The sequence below is a fragment of the Latilactobacillus parasakei genome (assembly GCF_049674265.1).
Taxonomy (GTDB): Bacteria; Bacillota; Bacilli; order Lactobacillales; family Lactobacillaceae; genus Latilactobacillus; species Latilactobacillus sakei.
The window spans coordinates 28,055-51,119 of the sequence record NZ_CP186861.1 but is presented as its reverse complement, the minus strand read 5'-3'; the positions used below and the strand labels follow the sequence as shown (position 1 = coordinate 51,119).

General features: G+C 40.9%; 18 protein-coding genes. 3 read left to right on the top strand and 15 right to left on the bottom strand.

Annotated features, from left to right (window positions below):
* Window positions 1-59: 59 nt before the first annotated feature.
* Window positions 60-392, bottom strand: coding sequence for a hypothetical protein (locus ACPBEH_RS00245; RefSeq protein ID WP_424349298.1), 333 nt, complete (start codon window positions 390-392; stop codon window positions 60-62).
* Between the two features lie 117 nt (window positions 393-509).
* Here ACPBEH_RS00245 and ACPBEH_RS00240 point away from each other — a divergent pair, with 117 nt between their 5' ends.
* Window positions 510-1,439, top strand: a complete 930-nt coding sequence (locus ACPBEH_RS00240; protein WP_424348670.1) for an IS30 family transposase — start codon at window positions 510-512, stop codon at window positions 1,437-1,439.
* 9 nt (window positions 1,440-1,448) lie between these two features.
* On the opposite strand, the gene ACPBEH_RS00235 is transcribed toward ACPBEH_RS00240, so the two are convergent.
* The 6 genes from ACPBEH_RS00235 to ACPBEH_RS00210 all read right to left on the bottom strand — a co-directional run bounded on the left by ACPBEH_RS00235 (window position 1,449) and on the right by ACPBEH_RS00210 (window position 12,002).
* A complete protein-coding gene (locus ACPBEH_RS00235) occupies window positions 1,449-2,516 on the bottom strand; it encodes a hypothetical protein (RefSeq protein WP_424349297.1) in 1,068 nt (355 codons plus the stop codon).
* A 177-nt stretch (window positions 2,517-2,693) separates the two neighbouring features.
* Window positions 2,694-7,034 (bottom strand): PolC-type DNA polymerase III, encoded by a 4,341-nt coding sequence (locus ACPBEH_RS00230; protein WP_424349296.1) that lies wholly within the window; start codon window positions 7,032-7,034, stop codon window positions 2,694-2,696.
* A 174-nt stretch (window positions 7,035-7,208) separates the two neighbouring features.
* Window positions 7,209-8,918 (bottom strand): proline--tRNA ligase, encoded by a 1,710-nt coding sequence (locus tag ACPBEH_RS00225; RefSeq protein ID WP_424349295.1) that lies wholly within the window; start codon window positions 8,916-8,918, stop codon window positions 7,209-7,211.
* Window positions 8,919-8,943: 25 nt separating this feature from the next.
* On the bottom strand, window positions 8,944-10,221 hold the full coding sequence (gene rseP, locus ACPBEH_RS00220) for an RIP metalloprotease RseP (RefSeq protein ID WP_424349294.1): 1,278 nt from the start codon (window positions 10,219-10,221) through the stop codon (window positions 8,944-8,946).
* A 206-nt stretch (window positions 10,222-10,427) separates the two neighbouring features.
* Window positions 10,428-11,216: a phosphatidate cytidylyltransferase gene (locus tag ACPBEH_RS00215; RefSeq protein ID WP_104964236.1), complete on the bottom strand. Its 789-nt coding sequence runs from the start codon at window positions 11,214-11,216 to the stop codon at window positions 10,428-10,430.
* A 30-nt stretch (window positions 11,217-11,246) separates the two neighbouring features.
* Window positions 11,247-12,002: an isoprenyl transferase gene (locus ACPBEH_RS00210; protein WP_424349293.1), complete on the bottom strand. Its 756-nt coding sequence runs from the start codon at window positions 12,000-12,002 to the stop codon at window positions 11,247-11,249.
* A gap of 167 nt (window positions 12,003-12,169) precedes the next feature.
* On the opposite strand from ACPBEH_RS00210, the gene ACPBEH_RS00205 reads away from it, so the two are divergent.
* The gene (locus tag ACPBEH_RS00205) at window positions 12,170-14,917 is read left to right on the top strand and encodes a YhgE/Pip family protein (RefSeq protein WP_424349292.1); all 2,748 of its coding nucleotides are present in this window, start codon (window positions 12,170-12,172) and stop codon (window positions 14,915-14,917) included.
* Between the two features lie 56 nt (window positions 14,918-14,973).
* Here ACPBEH_RS00205 and frr read toward each other — a convergent pair whose 3' ends face one another.
* The 6 genes from frr to ACPBEH_RS00175 all read right to left on the bottom strand — a co-directional run bounded on the left by frr (window position 14,974) and on the right by ACPBEH_RS00175 (window position 19,350).
* Window positions 14,974-15,531, bottom strand: coding sequence for a ribosome recycling factor (frr, locus tag ACPBEH_RS00200; RefSeq protein WP_011374959.1), 558 nt, complete (start codon window positions 15,529-15,531; stop codon window positions 14,974-14,976).
* Window positions 15,532-15,533: 2 nt separating this feature from the next.
* The gene (gene pyrH, locus ACPBEH_RS00195) at window positions 15,534-16,259 is read right to left on the bottom strand and encodes a UMP kinase (RefSeq protein WP_011374960.1); all 726 of its coding nucleotides are present in this window, start codon (window positions 16,257-16,259) and stop codon (window positions 15,534-15,536) included.
* A gap of 135 nt (window positions 16,260-16,394) precedes the next feature.
* Window positions 16,395-17,270, bottom strand: a complete 876-nt coding sequence (gene tsf / locus ACPBEH_RS00190; protein ID WP_011374961.1) for a translation elongation factor Ts — start codon at window positions 17,268-17,270, stop codon at window positions 16,395-16,397.
* Between the two features lie 106 nt (window positions 17,271-17,376).
* On the bottom strand, window positions 17,377-18,171 hold the full coding sequence (gene rpsB / locus ACPBEH_RS00185; RefSeq protein ID WP_011374962.1) for a 30S ribosomal protein S2: 795 nt from the start codon (window positions 18,169-18,171) through the stop codon (window positions 17,377-17,379).
* A gap of 167 nt (window positions 18,172-18,338) precedes the next feature.
* On the bottom strand, window positions 18,339-18,614 hold the full coding sequence (locus tag ACPBEH_RS00180) for a GIY-YIG nuclease family protein (protein ID WP_016265351.1): 276 nt from the start codon (window positions 18,612-18,614) through the stop codon (window positions 18,339-18,341).
* Complete coding sequence (locus tag ACPBEH_RS00175; protein WP_011374964.1) at window positions 18,607-19,350, bottom strand: tRNA1(Val) (adenine(37)-N6)-methyltransferase; 744 nt, start codon at window positions 19,348-19,350, stop codon at window positions 18,607-18,609. The genes ACPBEH_RS00180 and ACPBEH_RS00175 overlap by 8 nt, the downstream gene beginning before the upstream one ends.
* 121 nt (window positions 19,351-19,471) lie before the next feature.
* On the opposite strand from ACPBEH_RS00175, the gene ACPBEH_RS00170 reads away from it, so the two are divergent.
* Window positions 19,472-20,095 (top strand): lysophospholipid acyltransferase family protein, encoded by a 624-nt coding sequence (locus tag ACPBEH_RS00170; protein WP_424349291.1) that lies wholly within the window; start codon window positions 19,472-19,474, stop codon window positions 20,093-20,095.
* A gap of 60 nt (window positions 20,096-20,155) precedes the next feature.
* Here the strand turns inward: ACPBEH_RS00170 and ACPBEH_RS00165 are convergent, their stop codons facing one another.
* Both ACPBEH_RS00165 and ACPBEH_RS00160 read right to left on the bottom strand, forming a co-directional pair.
* A complete protein-coding gene (locus ACPBEH_RS00165) occupies window positions 20,156-21,091 on the bottom strand; it encodes an alpha/beta hydrolase (RefSeq protein WP_424349290.1) in 936 nt (311 codons plus the stop codon).
* Window positions 21,092-21,273: 182 nt separating this feature from the next.
* On the bottom strand, window positions 21,274-23,064 hold the full coding sequence (locus tag ACPBEH_RS00160; RefSeq protein ID WP_424349289.1) for an ABC transporter ATP-binding protein: 1,791 nt from the start codon (window positions 23,062-23,064) through the stop codon (window positions 21,274-21,276).
* Between the last annotated feature and the right edge of the window lies 1 nt (window position 23,065).

Below are 23,065 nucleotides of genomic sequence, written 5' to 3'. Positions count from 1 at the left end.
GCAAAAATATTATTGGTAAATATAAATTAATTACCAAACTTCAAAAAATCATTATATTATTACTTGCTATATTTAGCATCATATTGATTAAAAATATACGCAAATAGATTTGTCTTTGACGATTTAACATTAGTTATTTCAACTTTACTATTTGTTTTACCTAAAAAATCATTGATAAATTGTCTTTTCCCTATATTTAATAAATCCTTCTTTGAAGCAATATTATAGCTCCCTCGATTTTCAAAAATAAGTATATTTCGTATTATGCTGTTGAGATTTGATTTTTTGATTTTTGTTTTATCTTTTTCAGGCGTATCTTTTTCTCTATCTTTAACATAATTAGCAAAATTATTATACTCTAACGAATATCTATTCCAACCTTCATTTCCCAATTTTCTTATTCCATACTTGGTAGATTGTAAAATTAATCCGAACGCTGTTCGGACAAAAAAGATCAGCTTCCTTTAAAATGGTGTTTACCACAAACCCATTTTTTAGGAGCTGATCTTTTGTCTAGTATAACCTATTCTGAACGAATTAAAATTGAAACTTTCTGTGAGTTAGAACTATCCAATATTGAAATGGCCAATCTGTTAAACCGTTCACCAGCGACTATTTCATACGAATTATCGCGTTGTCATCCTTATCAAGCTGAACTGGCACAAGCAGATACAGAACGTAAACGGGCTCAGTGCGGCCGCAAAACTAAGTTGACCGCCACTTTGAAACAATTAATCCTGAACCACCTACGTTTAAGCTGGCCACCAGAATCTATTGCGCATGAATTTAATTTAGCGACTAAATCTATCTATAATTGGTTAAATCATGGACAGATAGACTTCCCCTTAAGTGAGCTATCTGAACATGGTTTGCGCCAACGGCGTAAAAGCGACCAACGTTCAAAATATAACCAATCTCTGGGGTCGTCAATTGAACAACGACCACCAGTCATTAACCATCGTAACCGAATCGGTGATTTTGAAATGGATACAATTGTTGGTCCTCGTGGACGCAGTAAGGCGGCCTTATTAACTTTAGTCGATCGTAAATCACGATTCCTATGGGCTTACCCACTAAAAGAACGATCAGTAGCTGCTGTAAATGGTGCACTGGATAATTTTCTAGCAACCTTTAAAGGAACTGTGCACAGTTTGACCGTTGATCGTGGGACTGAATTTAGCGGTCTTGGTTCTTTTGAACCGCAATATGGGATTAAGACTTATTATTGCCATGCTTATAGTCCAGCTGAACGTGGTAGTAATGAACGATTTAATCGACACTTACGTTATTTCTATCCAAAAGGAACTTGTTTTGAGCACGTCAGTGCTCATGAACTAACCACTACGCTGCTCGAAATTAACCAGAGACCACTTAAAATACTCAACTGGCAAACACCCTACCAGGTAATGCTGACTAATTTGTCGAAAAATTCGGATTAAATTTGCAATCTACCACTTACTTAAATTCATTTTAGATTCTTCATCAAAGGGTACTGACTGCTGTTGAATTAGCGAATTTATGTTCTCATCAGTTATAAAGCGTACTGGATATCCAAATGTTTCGATCACGTCATTACTTGAATAAGTTAATTCCACATATATATTATTAAAAATAAATATTACAGCTATTGTTCCGTTAATACCAAGTTTAAAAATACTAATTTTATTTTCAAACTGAGAACTTCTCATATTTAACTCATCCACATAGCCTTTTAAAAATATTGTATCTTTTATAATTGATGCCGAATCTGTATTGAGTAAGCCCTTGTTTTCTTGTACGATTCTTCTTACCCTAGAAACATCGCTTTTAGATTGCTTTATTTCCAATCTGTAAAGTAAATCTCTAGATAACCCATCCAAGTTCTCCATTTTTACATCATTATTTTTAATCATTCTACCAAGTCGCTCAATTTTTTCGTTCAGAACCTCAAGATTACTTTGAAGTATACTGCCTTCCAAGTAGTTTTTGTATACCTTTTTTATATCAGATCTCAGTCTATGTTCAAAATCTAATATATCTTTAGTCACTTCGAATTTCGAGCCATCGCTTGGTAAATGATACATCAAATTATCGAGTTCCTTAAAATCCCTTTTAAATTCTTTATCTCTCCAATATCGTTTACCAGTCAGCGTTGTTCGTAATGCAGGGTCTTCATTTAAAACATACCCACAACAATCACTGCCAATAAAAAGTTCATTTTTATTTTTAATATTATATACATGAAACACACTTTTTTTAAGAGTTGTATTACATAAATTGCACTTTTGGTTTTTTCCAGCATAATCTTTCTTAATACTAAGCTCAAATTTTTGCTTATGACGTCTCCACTCAGACATACATTGTTTTAACCATTCATGTCTATTAATGCTAATAGAATACTGCTCTGCCACTGGCAAGTTCTCTAGTTGTTGATCATCCCTAATGTAACCTAATATTCTATTCAAGTCCGGCGTAGCTTTCATGAATTCACTTTTTAACATCATGTTAGCATCTTTTTCTTGCATGATTTTTGTCAAACAACCAACTCCTATGTGCTGTATATAGTGTCAAATAAAAATAATCACTATATATAGATTATCATTTTGAGAATTTTTATACAAATTCCTGTGAATTAAAAAGATCCCTTTTTAACTAAAAATAGCTCTTAAGTATCCGTCAAAAATTTCTAACAAACACGTAAGAGCCTTTTTAATTTACATCATATCAAACAACGACAATTGATTTTCATCTGGTAAATCATTTAAGACGTTATTTTCTGTTAAATATTCAATCAATGTTTTTGAGACTTTCCCACGGTTAGATAAGTCTTCTTTGGATAAGAAAGGTTTTTCTTCGCGGGCGGAGACGATTTGTTTAGCAACGTTATCACCCAGACTTGGGACGGCTCTAAATGGTGCAAGCAAGGTATGGTCGTCTTGGATGATGAAGTTGGCGGAATCTGATTTTTCGATGTCGACCATCTTAATCGTGATGCCACGTTCCAAACATTCATTGGCGATTTCAAGAACGGTTAACAAGTTCTTTTCTTTCGTGCTGGCTTCCATCCCTTTATCCGTGATTTCCTTCATGCGTGCCTTCACGCCTTCTTTTCCTTGGGCCATCGCTACAAGGTCGAAGTCACTGGCCCGCACACTAAAGTAAGCACAGTAATAAATAATTGGGAAGTACACTTTGAAATAGGCAATCCGGAGCGCCATCAAAATATAGGCGGTCGCATGGGCTTTCGGGAACATATATTTAATCTTGAGACAAGAATCAATATACCAATCCGGCACGTTTTCATTATCGCGCATGGCTTGTTGCCAATCATCCGGAATCCCTTTGCCTTTACGAACGCGTTCCATAATGTTGAAGGACATACTATCGTCCATTCCCCAGTGAATTAAATCCATCATGATATTATCACGACAACCGATAACGTCTTTCAGGGTGACAACGCCTTTATTAATCAATTCTTCGGCATTGCCCAACCACACGTCGGTCCCATGAGAAAGGCCAGAAATTTGGAGTAGTTCTGAGAAGGTTGTTGGATGTGTTTCTTCCAACATTCCGCGAACAAAACGCGTCCCGAATTCTGGTACACCTAAAGTGCCCATCTTCGAATTAATCTGTTCAGGCGTTACGCCGAGTGAATCAGTCCCTGAGAACAAGGCCATCACACCCGGATCATCAGTTGGGATCGATTTAGGATCAATCCCAGAGAGATCTTGGAGCATCCGAATCATCGTGGGATCATCATGACCCAGGATATCGAGCTTCAAGATATTATCATGGATCGAATGGAAATCAAAATGGGTGGTCTTCCAAGCGGCATCTTGATCATCAGCTGGGAATTGGATTGGCGTGAAATCATAGATATCCATGTAATCAGGCACAACGATAATCCCAGCTGGATGTTGGCCGGTCGTCCGTTTAACGCCGGTCGAGCCTTTTGCCAACCGATCGACTTCAGCCCCGCGGAAAGTTTGTTCCGTATCACGTTCATAGGCTTTAACATAACCGTACGCCGTTTTATCAGCGACCGTCCCAATTGTCCCGGCCCGGAACACGTTATTTTCACCGAACAAGACCTTCGTATAGTTATGGGCGACTGGTTGATAATCACCGGAGAAGTTCAAATCAATATCCGGCACCTTATCCCCGTGGAATCCAAGGAAAGTTTCGAACGGAATATCATGACCGTCCTTATCAAGTGGCGTGCCACATTCAGGGCAATCTTTGTCCGCTAAATCGTAACCCGAACCAACTTCCCCTTTGGTAAAGAATTCGGAGTAGTGACAGTTAGAACACCGATAATGCGGTGGTAATGGGTTAACTTCGGTGATCCCGGTCATGGTTGCGACTAAACTCGAACCGACCGATCCCCGGGAACCAACCAAGTACCCATCCTTGCCACTCTTATAAACCAATTTTTGGGAAATTAGGTAAATAACGGAGAACCCATTCCCGATGATACTCTTCAATTCTTTTTTCAAACGGGCTTCGACGATTTCAGGTAACTCAGCACCGTACAATTCGTGCGCACGATTCATCGTTAAGGTTTGAATTTCGTCTTCGGCACCGGCCATCTTAGGCGTGTAGAGTTTATCTTTAACTGGCACAATTTCGTCAATTTGATCGGCAATCTTTTGCGGATTGGCCACGACTAATTCTTGCGCTAATTCTGGCCCTAGGAAGTCAAACGCCGTCAACATTTCATCCGTTGAGCGGAAATGAACATCTGGTAACTTCGAACGGTTCAAGGGATTAGCCCCGCCCATTGAGTGAATCAGAATCTTCCGATAAATCGCGTCTTCCGGGTTCAAATAATGCGCATCGCCAGTTGCGACAACTGGTTTGTTGAGTTTTTCGCCGACTTTAACTAAGTTGCGAATGATTTCTTCAAGCGCGCGATTGTCGCGCACCAATTCACGTTCCAATAATGGCGCGTAAACCGCTTTGGGCATCACTTCGATGTAATCGTAGTATTTAGCACGATCAAGCGCTTCGTTGTACCCCTTTTGCATCATTGCTTCAAAGACTTCGCCATTACTGCAGGCGGAACCGACTAAAATCCCTTCGCGCAAAGCATCAAGTTTACTCTTAGGCAAGCGCGGTGTCCGGTAATAATATTCGGTCATTGAGGCTGAAACCAATTTGAATAAATTCTTCAAACCAGCTTGGGTTTGCGCCATTAAGACCGCATGCGCTGGGCGGGCTTGTTTGTAAAACTCGCCGACCCCGACGCGATCGTTTAATTGATTGACGTTCACCATATCGTAATTTTCAGCGGCTTCTTTTTCCAACTTATACAATAAATAACCGGTTGATTCAGCATCGGCATTGGCCCGATGATGGTGTTCTAGGTTAATCTTGTAGCGCTTGGTCAATGAATCCAACTTATGATTCTTATATTCTGGATGCAACATCCGCGATAATTCCAAGGTATCAATGACCGGATTGTCAATCAAGCCAATATCATTGCGTTCATAACCCGCATTTAAGAAGCCCATATCGAAACTAACGTTATGACCGGCTAAGACGGCATCGCCAGTGAATTCCTTGAACATTGCCAAGACTTCGGCTTCCTTCTTGGCACCGTGGACCATTTCGTTGGTGATGCTGGTCAATTGCGTTGTGAAAGCTGATAGTGGTCGCTCTGGATCGATAAATTCATCGAACGAGGCGACGACTTCACCATCACGCATTTTGACCGCAGCCAATTCGATAATTGAATCGTAAACAGCTGACAAACCAGTCGTTTCCACATCAAAAATTACGTATTCGGCTGATTCTAGGACTTGGTCGCGCAAGTTATAAACGACTGGCGTGCCATCGTTGACCAAGTTGACTTCGACGCCGTATAAAATCTTGACGCCGTTTTTCTTCCCAGCGGCATAAGCATCCGGAAAGGCTTGGAGATTATAGTGATCGGTCACAGCAATCGCAGGTTGGCCCCACTTAGCGGCTTGTTTGACGTAATCGCCGATTGGATTGGTCGCGTCCATTTGAGACATGTTGGTATGCAAATGCATTTCGATTCGCTTACCTTCAGTCGCTGTATCTTCACGTTTAGGATGACTAACTTCAACTAAATCGTTGGCGTTAACCGTTAAATCACGCATGAAGTTATCTTCTTGAACACTTCCGCGAACCTTAAACCACATGCCTTTATCAATTGCGGCGAATAAACTTTCATCGCTAGCATCTCTTGAGAACTTCTTGACCGTAAATGATGATGAATAATCAGTCATCTTCAAGATTAATAATTGGCGGCCAGAACGGAGGACCCGGACTTCTTTATCAAAGATAAAGCCTTCAATCACGATTGAACGTTCCTCTTCAGTGATACTAATCATCTGACGGACAGGTTCAGCCGGATTAATCCCGCGACCCATCACGATTGGGCCATCAACTGGCTTGCCTTCTGTTTTGCGTTTTTCTTTGAGCGCTTCGTTTTTCTTAATCGCTTCGGCAGCTGCTTGCGCACGTTCAGCATCTTGCACCGCCCGTTTTGCTTGGAAGTCTTCGATTGATTTTTGGGAAGCTGATTCATCGATTAATGGTTGAATCGCAAAATTGGGGAAGCCCAGGCGTTTATAGCCGGCTTGAATCGTCGTTTGCGCTTGATTGATGAAAAAGGTTTTAACAATATCATTTTCCACAACCAATAAGACTTTGTGCCCTTCGATATAGGGCGTCTCCTTGGCACATAATTCATGCAAGAGTGACGATTGAATCCCACTATGATTGACGACATATTCCCAATAAGCGGCTAAAACACCACCATCGAGTTCTTTGGCATCGGTACTGATTTCAATTGAAACGGCCGCAATCGCTTGAAAAGCCGCTTCTAAATGTTCTTCAAACGCTGTGTAAACCGCAAAGGGTAACACATTATCGAAGTGTAATTTAAAGGTCCACCGTTTTGACGTTTCGTGGACAATCACTTGTTCGACCTGCCCCGTTTTAAAGCCGGGATAGTGCGCGACATCCGCAGGTAAAGCAATCTGTTCTAATAATTTTTGAAACAATGCGGTTTGATCTAATGCCACAAAAGGGCCTCCTTCTAGTGATACGTTGAATTAAAAAGAGGCCGAAAAGTAACAATTGCCCATAAACGTGCAATCTTGCTACTTTTGACCCTTTTTAAAGCTTACTCAGTGACAAAAAACGAGTCTGAGACAAAAGCAAGTTTCATCCCAGGCTCGACTAATGTCAGTTCATCTTTATTTTTCTGAGGCTAACAAAATGCTGAGGGAATTAATTAATTCATCCTTCTTCACTTCTAATGTTTCGCCTGTTTTACGTAATTTAACTTCTACGATTTCTTCGGCAGCTTTCTTACCAACTGTGATTCGGATTGGTAAACCAATCAAATCGCTATCGGCAAACTTAACGCCAGCCCGTTCTTTACGATCGTCGACTAAGACTGAATAACCAGCTTCTTCTAACAAGCCTTCAATTTGTTCAGCCAATTCAACTTGTGCATCATCCTTAACGTTCACTGGAACAACGTGTAAGTCGTATGGGGCGATGGCACTTGGCCAAACCAAACCATTTTCGTCAGCTTGTTGTTCTGTAATTGCTGATAATAAACGACTAACACCAATTCCGTATGAACCCATGATGATTGGTTTAACACGACCATTTTCGTCTAAGAATGTTGCACCGAATTGTTCAGTGTAACGTGTTCCTAATTTGAAGATATGACCAATTTCGATCCCTTTAGTGAATTGTAATTTACCTTCACCGTCTGGGGCTGTTTCGCCTTCTTGAACAAACCGTAAGTCAGCATAGTCTGCGACATTGAAATCGCGCTTGCTGTTGACGTTCAAGAAGTGATGATCAGCTTCGTTAGCACCTACTACGGCATTAACAAGTGCTTCAACACTGTAATCAGCAACGATTTGAACGTCTTCTGGTGCATTAACAGGTCCGATTGAACCCATTGGGGCGTTCATCGTTGCTTGAACTTGTTCAGCAGTTGCTAGGTCTAAGAAGTCAGCATCTAAGAAGTTCTTCAACTTAACATCGTTGACTTCATAGTCACCACGTACAAGCACTAAGACTGGTTTTTCATCAGCAATGAAAAGCACACTCTTAATAATCTTTTGAGCGGGTACTTCTAAGCGTGCTGCTACTTCTTCGATAGAATGCGCATCGCCAGTTGCGACTTTTTCCATTTCTAATTGGACGTCAGTTGAACTTTGACCAGGACGAACCCCCGTTGCCATTTCTAAGTTAGCAGCGTAGTCACTTTGATCAGAGTAAACAATCGTATCTTCCCCGATTTCAGCAATCGCAGAAAATTCCATTGAATCCTTACCACCCATAGCGCCGGCATCCCCAACGATTGCGCGGAAATCTAAACCGCAACGTTCAAAAATGTTCGTGTAAGCTTGACGCATTTGTTGGAAAGTTGTATCCAAATCTGCTTCATTAGCAGAAAATGAATAAGCATCTTGCATGATGAATTCACGACCACGGAGTAAACCATAACGAGGACGATCTTCGTCACGATACTTCGTTTGGATTTGATATAACGTCAATGGTAACTTCTTGTATGATTTAATGTTATTGCGCACTAAATCGGCAAATGTTTCTTCATGTGTTGGTCCGAGGATAAAGTCTCGTGAATGACGATCTTTGAATTTGAATAAATTAGGGCCATAAGTTGCATAACGACCTGATTCTTCCCATAATTCAGCTGGTAAAATACCAGGCATTTGCATTTGTACTGCGTCGATCTTGCTCATTTCATCCTTGATAATCGCTTGGATATTTTCCAATACGCGATAAGCCAAAGGTAAGTAGCTATAAACACCAGCTGATACTTGGTGAATGTAACCCGCACGAAGCATCATTCGGTGACTTTTAGCTTCAGCCGAATTAGGCACTTCCTTGAGGGTTGGGATAAATAATTTTGATTGTTTCATAAATTGTTACGCCTCCAAAAATATTCTAAAAGAAAAATCGTTGTATATCATTCCACGTGACTAAGACCATTAATAACACCATAATACCGACACCGATTAATGTCACGATGCCTTCTTTTTCAGGCGAAATTGGTTTGCGACGAATCGCTTCAATAATGTTCAAGACTAACTTACCACCATCTAACGCCGGAATCGGAATTAGATTCATAATCCCCAAATTAAGTGATAAGAACGCTAAGAATGCAACTAGCGCTGTGAAGCCTTGTTGGGTAAATTGGGTCGTCATTGAATACATGCCGACCGGCCCCGATAATTTATCTAGTGAGAACCCACCGGTTAAAAATGACCCGAGGATCTTGAAAATCTGACTAGCAATTGACCAAGTTTGCGTAAAGCCGTAAGAAACCTTGGCCTTTAGGCTATGGTCAATTTTGACTTTTTGTGTGACCCCCACCTGACCAACCTTTTCTTTTTGGTTAGCCACTTTGACAGCCTTGGGTGTCACCTTAATTGTCTTTTCAGTTGCGCCCCGTTGAACGCGCACCGCAACGGTTTCGTTAGGGTGTTCTGAAATAATCGCACTAAAGTCAGTGAAGCTCGCTACTTTTTTGTTATCAACTTTCAAAAGACGATCGTTGGCTTTTAAACCTGCCTTTTGAGCAGCTGAGTTCTTTTGTACCGTGCCAATTTGATTGGATTGCTGTGGCACACCCCCGCTTAGAAAAGCGAAGAGGATAAAGGCCAGAATTGCGAGGATGAAGTTATTAAATGGTCCGGCAAAGTTCGTTAACATCCGATTAATCAACGTTGCTGATTGGAATTGGACATCTACGGGTGCGATTTGCACTTCCGTTCCGTCCGCTTCGATAATCGTCGCATCATGTAAGACGGAATAACGTTTCATTTCTGATTCGTCACCGCCTTCGTAACCTTCAACCCACAATTCCTTTTGTAAATCTGTTTTAGCAATTTGGAAAGGCACCCCGTTTAACGTGGTGACCTTGTCACTTGTATTAATCTGTTGAACGCGTCCTTGTTCGTCCAAAATTAAAGTCGCTTGTGTGCCAGCTTCAATTTCAGATTCATCGTCGGCCATTCCCGCCATTCGAACGTAACCACCTAATGGTAACCACCGGATGGTGTAAGTTGTGCCGTTTTTGCGAGTGGCAAATAATTTAGGCCCCATGCCGACAGAAAACTCACGCACCAAAATGCCTGAGCGCTTAGCCATGTAAAAATGCCCAAATTCATGAACGACTACTAAAATACCAAAGATGATGATAAACGCAATAATTGCAGCCAATGTATCCGACCTCCTTTTTCAATACCGTCATTCAGATTCTGATTTTATAGTGAACTGTCTTATTATATCACGAAATGAAAAGAAAAAAGAGTGCTTTTGCATGCGCCCCTTTTCACAGCTTGATCGCAGAGGATCGAGTTAGTGATAATGAACGGATGGAAAAACACTCTGATCTGAATGATAGCTTTAAAAACGGGTCATTCATGCTAAATGATGCCAAATAAATGTAGTAATGGTAGTACAAACAACATACTGTCGAAGCGATCTAAAATACCGCCGTGACCTGGTAGGATTTTACCTGAATCTTTAACGCCATAGTAGCGTTTATAAGCTGATTCAACTAAGTCCCCTAATTGACCACAAATTGAGAAGATTAAGGTTAAACCTAACATGATTGGCAATGAGTAGATTTGTGGGAAGAAGTATAAGTAAACTGCTGCAACGGCTACGGCTAATAAAGTCCCGCCAATTGAGCCTTCCCATGTTTTATTAGGGCTGATTGCTGGCCACATTTTGTTTTTACCAAATGCACGACCAAACATATAAGCACCAATATCTGTCATCCAGATGACCAATAAGATGTACATCACTGTATCGAAACCACCCAAATTACGAGCACCGGCTAAGTAGTGGAAGCCAAGTCCGATATAAAGGCTGGCTAACGTTGTGACACCCATATCATCAAAGTTCACACGGTTCTTCGTGAAGACCGTGATGGCTAATAAGATTGCGACGAATAGATAGAATAAATCAAATTGTGAAACGCCATCTGGCAACCAATCAAACGCCCCCGCTGGTAGTGCCAAACTTAATACGGCTAAACCGGCCACCATGGCATCTGGTGAAACGATAATCCGCTTGCGCATAATAAAGACTTCTGATAGTGCGACTAATGCTAATACGGCTGCGGCGATATCAATGAAAATCCCCCCACTAATTAAAATCGGGATAAAGATAATTAACGCAACAACCGCTGTAATTACTCGTTGTTTCATAAACTGAACTGCCTCCTAATAAGTAAACGTCTATTTTAAACCGCCAAAGCGCCGGTGACGTTGTTGATAAGTAAAAATTGATTTTTCAAAAACTTGCGGTGTAAAATCTGGCCAAAATTCATCAACGAAGACCAATTCACTATAAGCAATTTGCCAAAGTAAAAAGTTCGAGATACGTTCCTCACCACTGGTCCGAATCAACAATTCTGGATCCGCGTACTCCCCTAAGAAGCCAGTCATCAAATATTGACCAATCAAGTCATCATCAATCGAATCAGCCTCAATTGTACCACTTACGGCATCTTTGGCAATCTGTTGAACAGCCTGTTGAATTTCATCGCGACCACCGTAGTTCAATGCGAAGTTTAAGATCATCCCCGTATTTTGCGCCGTATCAGCCATCGCATCTTGCGCTGCTTTTTGCGTTTTTTCAGGTAGGGCATGAATGTTGCCCATAACTTTCACGCGTACGTTTTCTTCAATTAATTCTGGCATGAACGTGCCGAAGAAATCAACGGGCAATTGCATCAAGAAATTAACTTCATCACTGGGACGTTTCCAATTTTCTGTTGAAAAAGCATATAACGTGAGGACTTTAACCCCCATCCGACTAGCAGCTTTGGTAATTGTTTTCACATTTTCCATCCCTGCTTTATGGCCAGCAACTCTCGGCATTAACCGTTTGTTAGCCCAGCGACCGTTCCCATCCATAATAATAGCAATATGGTGCGGGATATTTTCCGGATCAAGTTGAATTTTTGCTGTTTCTTTTTTATTTGTAAACAAAATGACTCCTCCAGTTTAGTTACTCAACACTGATTGTACCAAAAATTGATGGGAGTGACTATTTAAAATAAGATTAAATATTTTTTCAAATCATCATGATAAGCTCCAAGTATCCTATTAAATGTGCTAAACTAATTAGATAACTTTTATTTTCAAAGGAGTCCTCTATGAAAAAGACATTCGAACTCTTCCGATTGGATTGGCGGCGGATTCTCAAAAGCCCAATCGCATTCTTACTAATTCTCGCCCTAATTATCATCCCATCCCTCTACGCATGGTTTAATATCTGGGCTTTGTGGGACCCTTACAGTAAGACACAAGATTTAAAAGTCGCTGTTTATTCAGCAGATCAAAGCGTGACAGTCGCTAAAAAGAAAGTCGCAATTGGTGATGAATTAATCGACCAATTGAAAAAAAACGATAAACTTGGTTGGCAGTTTACAAGCAGTAAAAAACAATTAGACGAAGGCGTTAAAACCGGTAAATACTATGCCGGTATTTACGTTCCCAAGAACTTCTCTAAGGATTTAATCAGCTTTGTCGATGGTAAAATTCAAAAGCCAACGATCGTTTATTCATCCAATGACAAGATTAACGCCATTGCGCCGAAGATTACTAGTGCGGGCGCGACAACGCTCCAATCAACCATTTCAGACGAATTTGTCCAGACGGTTGCTAAAACACTCATGTCTTCTCTCAATAAGGCTGGCTTTAAACTCGATGAAAATCTGCCCGTCATTAACCGTTTCTCAAGTATGATTCTTAAAACAGACCAACAGATTCCGGAGATTAATCAATATACGGATCAGGTCGTCGCACTGCAAAAGAAAATTCCTGAAATGCAGGCTAAATTAACACAAGCCAATGACTTCGTAAACTTCTTACCCGAAGCAAATAAAATGGCTAAGAAAGTCGTCGGGGTTAATCAGTACCTCCCAGAAGTTGAATCTGCAGGTGCCTTAGCCGTTAATGTCCAGGGTAAGATTCCAGAGATCCAAAATGCTGGTAAACAGGTCGCAACTCTTGACAGTGACTTTGACGAGATTGCCAACACCTTAACCAATGGTATTTCCGAAGCTAAAACTGGTTTGACCGTTCTTAATAAGACCCAAACCGTGCTCCCAGAAATCATCACCTTTGGTAAATCTGCGCAACAAGTTTCTAGTCAGGTTAAAAACGACCTGATTCCAAAACTTAAAACGACCTTGCCTGTTATTCAAAGTGCTGTTGATCAAGGCTTAACGATTACTGATCAATTAGCAAAAAATATCGATAATGACTTAAATGCCGTTAATAAACTATTAGAACAAGCTAAAAACGATCCTGATAATCAAGAATTGAAGGCTGCCTTGAAGACCAACCTCGAGCAATTATCAGCCCATACCGCAACGTTACAAGCTAACAACACGCAATTGGCGAATACCTTGCAAAGTTTACAAGATGCTTATAATGAATCAGCAGTCGCAGCTGGCAAGCCTGAATCACACCTCTTAGATGATCCGATTCAAAAGCTCAATGCCGCTGCAACCCATCTTGGTCAATTAAAAACTAAGATTGATAACGTGCTCGCTCATTATGATGATCTCTCTTTAACTGATATTCAAAATCAACTAACCCCAATCATCGCTTTTGCTAAACAAGTTCAAAATACCGTGAGCCAAGTTCAAAATGCCGGTATCGGCGCGAACGTTAAGAGCGTCCTTGCTAAATTCGAAACGATGATTACGCAAGGCGATGCTGTTTTAAATCAAATCAACACAGCTGTGCTACCCAAATTACCATCACTATTAACAAATACACAAAAAACATTAAAAACAGCTATCGATTACCTCGAAAAATATCAAAAGCAAATTCCAGCCTTAAAACAAGAGATTCACGATGCCAATACCCTCTTAAATGGCAATATGGGCACCATCGTCAGCGGTTTGAACACCGCTTCTGATCTCTATCAAAACGATTACCCAACGTTGAAAAATAAATTGCAACTCGCGACCGGCTTCATCAATAACGATTTACCCGGTATCGAAAATGATTTAACAACCACGCTAGCAATGGCCAACGCTAAATTCCCACTCCTTGAAAAAGCATTAAATGATGCCACTGATTTAATTCATAATGACTGGCCATTCTTGAGAAGTGGGATTCAAAAAGGCGCAGAAGCAATTCGCAAGCAACAAAAGACGGTTGATTTGAAAGACTTGATCAAACTACTCCGTCGTGACGCCACTAAGGAAAGTAATTTCTTAGCCGAACCGGTTAAGTTACAAGAGAAACATATCTATCCAATTAAAACTTACGGCTCAGCGAGTGCACCGTTCTATACCGCCCTTTGTCTTTGGGTTGGTGCCCTCTTGCTCAGTAACATCGTCCTCACGAACTTCTCGTTAGACGATAAACAAAAAGAACGTTACAGCAAGAAACAACAATTTATCGCCCGTTGGTTGACCTACATTGTCATCGGGGTCGCCCAAGCGGTCTTTGTCGCACTTGGGAATATCTTCCTGATTAAGGCTTATATCGTTAGTCCAGTAGCACTCTTACTACTAGCCGTCTTCCTCAGCACGGTCTTTATGACGATTGTTTACGTCTTAGCCGCGATGTTCGGGAATGTCGGTAAAGGATTGGCGATGATTATCCTCGTGCTCTCCATCTCTGGTGGGGGCGGGAACTTTCCGGTTGTTTTATCCGATAAGTTCTTCCAATTCATTAACCCGTTATTACCATTTACTTACGGCGTTAACTTATTGCGGGAACCAACCGGGGGCATCTACGCACCAAATCTCTGGCATAATTTCATTATTCTAGCGATTTACGCAGTTGTCTTCTTCTTCATCGGCCTCTTCTTAAAAGATCGGATTAATCCTTTCTTCGAAAAACTCCATAAAGAAGCAGCCAAAAGTAAAATTATTCATTAATCAAAAAAAGGCGTTGAGACAAAATTTGTCTCAACGCCTTTTTAATGACCGTCAGATTAACCTTCAGTAATTTCTTTTTCTTTATCTTTAGAAATAGCATCGATTTTCTTTGTTGCTTCGTTCGTTAAGTTTTGGACTTGTTCTTCCAAATCGTGCATTTCGTCTTCACTAATTTCGCTAGCTTTTTCAGCCTTTTTCAAGTTATCCATTGCGTCACGACGAGCATTACGGACAACAACTTTAGCTAATTCAGCTTCCTTACCAACTTCTTTAGCGATTTCCTTACGACGTTCACCCGTTAATTGAGGGATTACTAAACGGATTACTGAACCATCGTTAGCTGGTGAAATACCGATATCAGCTGTGTAAAGAGCTTTTTCGATATCTTCAAGTGCACCTTTATCATAAGGTGTGATTAACAATACCCGTGCTTCAGGGATTGTGATTGCAGCAATTTGATTAAGAGGTGTCATTGCGCCATAATATTCGACGTTGACACGGTTAACTAAGCTTGCATTAGCGCGGCCGGCCCGGATTTGACCAAGTGTCCGGCGCAATGAAGCTTCTGCTTTTTCCATGTTTTCTTTAGCTTGTTCTAAAATTGGATTTGCCATTTTTATTCCTCTCCTTCAATCGTTGTACCAATATTGGCACCTTCAACAACCTTTTTAATGTTGTCTGCTTCGTTCAAGTTGAAGACTACCAATGGAATATCATTATCCATTGATAAAGTACTTGCAGTTGAATCCATCACTTGTAGACCTTTGTTGATAATATCTAAGTGTGTTAAAGTATCGAACTTAACAGCACTAGGGTCTGTGTTAGGATCTGCAGAGTAAACACCATCAACGTTGTTTTTAGCCATCAAGATAACGTCAGCATCGATTTCAGCAGCACGTAATGCAGCTGTTGTGTCTGTTGAGAAGTAAGGGTTACCTGTCCCACCAGCAAAAATAACCACGCGGCCTTTTTCTAAATGACGGACAGCCTTCCGACGGATGTAAGGTTCAGCGATTTGACGCATTTCAATTGATGTTTGAACACGCGTTGGGACACCAATACTTTCCAAATTGTCTTGTAATGCCAAAGCATTCATGACAGTAGCCATCATACCCATGTAATCAGCTTGTGCACGTTCCATACCCATTTGTTCGCCAGTCACGCCGCGCCAGATGTTACCACCACCACAGACGATTGCGATTTGAACACCTAAATCATGAACTGATTTAATTTCGTTGGCAACTACCTTAACGATTTCAGGATTGATCCCGAAGCCTTGTTCGCCGGCTAATGCCTCGCCACTTACTTTTAAGACAATTCGCTTATATTTTGTATTTGTCATATTTAATATCCCTCCGTTGATTACTAGGCCCATTTTACCATATTTAACTAGGCATTTGGGTATGCGATTCTGAATTATCGCAAAACTGCAAAAAAAAGGAGCGCAAATTGCGTTCCCTTTTTGAAGCAAATATGCTTATTTGATTTGACCCATAACTTCATCAACGAAGTTATTTTCTTTTTTCTCGATACCTTCACCAACAGTGAAACGAACGAAGCCTTTAACACTACCATTTTTTGATGCAACGAATTGTGCAACAGTTTGGTCTGAGTCTTTGATGAATGCTTGGTCGTTTAAGCTGATTTCTGACAAGAACTTGTTAACACGGCCTTCAACGATCTTAGGAATGATGTTTTCTGGCTTGCCTTCGTTCTTTGTTTCTTCAGTTAATACTTCACGTTCGTGATCCAATGTTTCTGCAGGAACATCTTCGCGAGAAACGTATTGAGGATTAACAGCTGAAACGTGCATAGCAACGTCATGAGCTGCTTCATCGTCAGCACCTTCTAAAGTAACTAATGAAGCGATTTGGCCACCATTGTGTAAGTATGAACCGAAGTGATCGCCATCATTTTTTTCAACTAATTCGAAACGACGGAAGCTGATCTTTTCGCCGATAACAGCTGTTAAGTTGATTACTGAGCTAGCAATTGTGCCTTCACCCATTGGTAATTCTTCAGCAGCAGCCATGTCAGCTGGTTTGTTTTTAGCAATTGTTTCAGCAATATCTTTCAATAAAGCTTTGAATTGATCGTTTGAAGCAACGAAGTCAGTTTCTGAGTTCACTTCAACGATTGCAGCAGTATTGCCATCAATAGCAACGCCAGCTAAACCTTCAGCAGCGATCCGATCGTTTTTCTTAGCAGCCTTTGCCATCCCTTTTTCACGTAAAGCATCGATTGCTTCTTCAACGTTACCATCACTAGCAACTAGGGCTTTTTTAGCGTCCATGATACCAACGCCAGTTTTCTTACGTAATTCCATTACTTGAGCAGCTTTAATTTCAGCCATAATTCGTACCTCCGACAATTTATATTAAATATGATTGGTTTAAAAAAAGCTGTCCCACAAGTCAGGCAGTATTTGCGAAACCTCTAAGACAGCTTATTTGAATCTACTATTTAGCGTCAGTGTTAGTATCGTTGTTGCCTTCAACTGCTTCAACGATTTCTTCCATTGAGTCTGCTGATTTGTTTTCTGCAGCAAATGTAGCTTCTTCAACATCATCTTCACCTTGACGGCCTTCGATGATAGCATCAGCCATTTTAGCTGTGATTAAACGAACAGCGCGGATAGCGTCATCGTTTGATGGGATAATAACATCAATATCATCTGGATCTGAGTTAGTATCAACCATAGCAACGACTGGGATATTTAATTTTTGTGCTTCCTTGATAGCAATCCGTTCTTTACGAGGATCAACGACAAACATTACATCTGGGATGCGTGGCATGTCTTCGATACCGCCTAAGAATTTTTCAAGTTTTTCTTGTTGTTTCTTCAACAAGGCAACTTCTTTCTTAGGTAAACGTTCGAAAGTACCATCTTCGTCCATTGCTTTGATTTCCTTAAGACGTTTGATACGTTTTTGGATTGTATCCCAGTTAGTTAATGTACCACCTAACCAACGGTGATTTACAAAGTATTGGCCTGCACGTACTGATTCTTCAGCAATTGCATCTTGTGCTTGTTTCTTAGTACCAACGAATAAGAATACACCTTCGTTAGCAGCTTCTTCTTTAACGAAGTCATAAGCATCGTCAACCATGCGAACTGTCTTTTGCAAGTCGATGATGTAGATACCATTTCTTTCAGTAAAGATAAATTTCTTCATTTTTGGGTTCCAACGACGTGTTTGGTGACCGAAGTGAACACCCGCTTCTAATAATTGTTTCATTGACAATACAGCCATGTCAACAGACCTCCATATGGTTTTATTCGACCACTGGTTTCACTTTTTTAGAGAACTTGTCGCCAAGCACCTCTCTAGAAATCAACCAGTGTGAATTATTTTTTGGTAATGAAATACCGTTTAAAAGTATACTAAAGATATTCGCTAGAGTCAACCTGTAATCCCGTTTAAAATTGGGTACTTTCAATCCCGTGTGCGATTAAGTACTGTTCCTTTTTTAAACGGCTTTGGTGTTTAAAGGCGTATTCGGCTTTTAAAGCGGATGACTTGTCCGCAAATGTTTCGTAATACAACAAACGCACCGGGCGCCGAAGCTTCGTGTACTTCGCCCCTTTACCAGCATTATGTGTGGCAACGCGTTTCGTGACGTCCGTCGTAAATCCACCATAAAAACTACGATCGGCACAGACTAGTACGTAAAAATAATAAGCTTTCTCAGTCATCTTCTGCCATGAATAACTTCGTGCGCATTTCTGGTGTATAATCGCTGTTTTCATCATAGATCGTAAGTTCCGGAAGCATTCGCAAGCCTCCTTTTTTACCATCTTTGACAGCTTCAATCAACACCATGCTGGCTTCTTTACCTGCCTTAGGGTAAACGAACCGGACGCGCTTGGGTTCCATGCGTGCTGCCCGTAATTCATCACAGATTTCTAAGAAGCGTTCTGGACGGTGCACGAGATATCCTTTACCATTCATCTTCAACAAACCACTCATTGTTTGGACCACAGTTCTTAAATCCGTCGCAATTTCGTGGCGTGCTAGGGCTAGGTGTTCATTAGGATTCTTTTGACTATTGGGTGCCACCTTAAAGTACGGCGGGTTACAGGTCACAATATCGACGCTATCTTTTTTAATAACGGTCGTTACATCTTTTAAATCCATATTTAAAACGCTCAACTGTTCTGTCAACGCGTTTAGTTCGATTGAACGTTGTGCCATATCTGCCAAGCGTGGTTGTAATTCGACCCCTACAATTTGGCCGTTTGTTTTGGGGCTCATAAATAAGCCGACCGCGCCATTACCAGCGCACAAATCAACAATCAGACCTCGCTTTGGCAATTGCGCAAAATCAGCTAACAAGACTGCATCCATTGAATAAGAAAAGACGGATGGACTTTGAATAATTTGAATATCTAATCGGAATAACTGATCAATTCTTTCATCTGCTTTTAACATGCTACTTTCAACCCCACTTGTATTTAGCCCATATTATAACAAAGACCAGCGTTATTTGGTATAATAGCTAGGTAGTTCGTTAAATCGCCTTAAAAAAGGTTTTTTGAAAGGAATTAAAATTATGTTTTTCTCATTTGCCCGCTTCATCGTGCGGATTCTTGCCTGGTTACTTAATGGCCGAATCAACGTTGAAAACAAATCAGCTTTACCAGAGGGCACCTACGTTTTAGTTGGCCCCCATCGGACTTGGTGGGATCCCATCTTCTTCGCACTTGCTGCAAGCCCTCGTAAGTTTACGTTTATGGCTAAAGAAGAATTATTCAAAAATCCAATCTTACGTTTTATCTTGAAACACGCCAACGCGTTTCCTGTTAATCGTCAAAATCCCGGCCCCTCAGCGATTAAAACACCGGTTAAAGCCCTACGTTCAAAGGACTTATCTTTAATCATGTTTCCCACTGGTAGCCGTTATTCAAGCGAATTAAAAGGTGGCGCAGTGGTCATTGCTAAAATGGCGCGGGTTCCATTAGTCCCTGCTGTTTATCAGGGCCCATTGAAATTTTCAGACGTCTTAAAACGTAAAAAGATTACGATTCGTTTCGGCGAACCAATTCCAGTTGACCCTAAACTTAAATTAAACGACGAAAACCTGACAATGATTGGTGATCAAATGCAAACTGCTTTTGATCAAATCGATCACGACATCAATCCTGATTTTAAATATGAGATTGACGATCACAAATAACACAAAAAAAGACGCACGCCAACGATGAAAATTATCGTTGACGTGCGTCTTTTTAATACTCTATTTTTCCCAATACTGATCTAAGAATTTTGCAACCTTATTGCGATAAGCTGTTGGTTGCTTGGCCAATGCTTCACCATGACCTGCATCTGGAACAACCCATAATTGCTTAGGCGCATTAGCGGCTTTGTAATTTTCGTAAACCATTTTCGTTGGTACAAATTTATCTTTAGCGCCATGAATCAACATGATTGGTAATTTTGACTTAGCGAGACTCTTGGTTGCGTCTCCTTCGCTAAAGTTATACCCAGCACGGACCCGCGCCATCAAGTTAGTGGTATAAAATAGTGGGAACTTCGGCAAACCAAACAAATCATTGAGTTGATAGGCCAACTCACCTGAGATACTGCTGTACCCACAGTCTTCAATCACCGCTTTAACCTGTTTAGGCAACTTTTCACCAGCAGTGTACATCACAGTGGCGCCGCCCATGCTAACCCCGAAGAGTGCAATTTGGCTATCTTGACCATTTTTGGCAATCACTTGTTTGATCCATTTAACGTAATCTAAGCGATCTGGCCAACCATAGCCAATATAATCACCTTCCGATTCGCCGGAACCACGATCATCAGGTGCCAACACGTTGTAACCCAAGTCATGATAGAGATGAATATAGCGCGCCATATCCTCTTTGTAGCCCATATAGCCGTGTGCCACAACGATTGTTTTAGTTGTTTTTTTAGCAGCTGGCACGTAAATCGCGTCTAGCTGAAGATCATCAGTCGCTGATTTTTGGTACCATTTGACTTTATCGACCTTTGCCAACCAATTCTGATTGTCGCGATAAACTTTGCTAGGCTTACCGTTATTCAAGAATGACTTTTGCCCTGGTACAAAAGCATATTGATACATATACAGCGTTGCGCCAAAGACACCGATCACAATCAAAATAATAACGCTTATTAAAGACCATTTAAGCCAGCGTTTCTTTTTCATCTTCTAAAAATCCTCCTGGTTATTCCGAAATGTACTAAACGTGCTTGTTGAAACTGCTTCTTCCACTTAACCTAATCCAAACGTGTGCTATAAGTCGTATCCTTGTGGTTAACGCCGAATGTCAAACGATGGCTTACAGCCATCATTCGCCACTCTCTGTTAATCCTCAGGATATAACCGACTTATAGCCCACTCTGTCCATTTTGTAATTGATACATTTCATAATAGCGGCCCTTTTGTGCAACCAAACTATCATGATTGCCCCGTTCGACAATTTGACCTTGATCCAAGACGAGAATTAATTCTGCGTCGCGAATCGTTGATAACCGATGGGCAATCGCAATACTCGTCCGCCCCTGCCGCAAACGAGCGAGGCCCGTTTGAATCACTGATTCTGTTTCGGTATCAATGTTGGCAGTCGCTTCATCCAAGACCAAAATCTTCGGATTGGTCACTAATGTTCTAGCAAATGAAAGTAATTGGCGTTGACCACTCGAAAATTGTGCACCACCCTCAATCACTCGTGCATGGTATTGGCCAGGTAATTCCTTAATAAATTCATCTGCTTGAACAAATTCAGCGGCAGCTTGAATCTGTTCATCCGTGATGTCATCGTTAAACAAGCGGATATTAGATGCAATATCGCCGTAGAACATGAACGCATCTTGTAAAACTAACCCCATTTTACGGCGTAGTTCTGCTGTTTGAAAACTGCGGATATCTTGACCGTCAATTAAAATTTCGCCTTCATAAAATTCATAAAAGCGCATCATAACGTTGATAATCGAACTTTTACCAGAACCGGTATGTCCCACTAGCGCAACCGTTTGGCCCGGTTCAACGACAAACGAAATATCATGAAGAATTTCATGCTTGCCATCATATGAGAACGACACGTGTTTGAATTCAACACGGCCATCGGTAATTTGACTAGCCGCATCTGCATCTTGGGCTGGTGCAAATTCCGTTTGATCCAGAATTCTAAAAATACGACGCCCGGCAACCATCCCATCTTGTAATGAGGATAATGAATCCATCATATTGGTCATCGGATTGAAAAAGTTGCTAACGTACGTCGTAAAGGCATAAACCAACCCAGCCGCAACAAAACTATGCAACGCTGTAAGCCCGAATAAACTTAAAACAACGACTAATGCCAACGTATAGAGCAAATTAACGACCGGTGCCAACAATAAGGAATTAGTCCGAATCATTGCTTCTCTTGTTTTAAGATAATCTTCGTTAACCGATTCGAATTCGGCTGTCAGTCGTTTTTCTTGGCGGAACTGTTGAATAATCGTAATCCCTTCAATCGATTCGTTCAACTTAGTGTTCAATTGACTCAACTTTTCACGCATATGCCGATAAACCTTGGCACTATAACTGCTGTAATACCAAATAATGACTAATAAAATGGGTAAGAAACCAGCCGTTGCTAGCGCAATCTTCGGTGATAATAACCACATTGCAATGAACGCGGAGATAATTGAAAATGAACCCACTAATAATGATAGGAACACATTCCAATAATCAATTAACGTCATCGTATCATTAGTAACTCGTGAGACGATTGATCCAGCAGGCGTTTGGTCAAAATAACGCATGCCTAAACGGTGCAATTGCCGAAAAAGGTCACGGCGCACATCTTCCATCGCACGTTCTGAACCCATTCCAAAAAGGAAGGATTGGGCAAACTGCGTGATAGCTTTCAAAATAACCCCTAAGGCGTATAACCCGGCGATCCCTAATAAAATCTGAGTTGTCGCTGTTTGTTTCGTTAAGTAACGATCCATAAAAACTTGTAATAAGCGCGGCAACAAAATGTTAATCGTTGCTAAACCCGCCGCTGCGATGATTGCGCCGATAAATTGTTTCTTATAGCGCTTGGTATAACCAAAAAGTCGTTTCATAATTTGTAACTGTTCTTTAGTCGATATCTTTTGTGACCATTCAGATTGATACTTTTGTGCCATC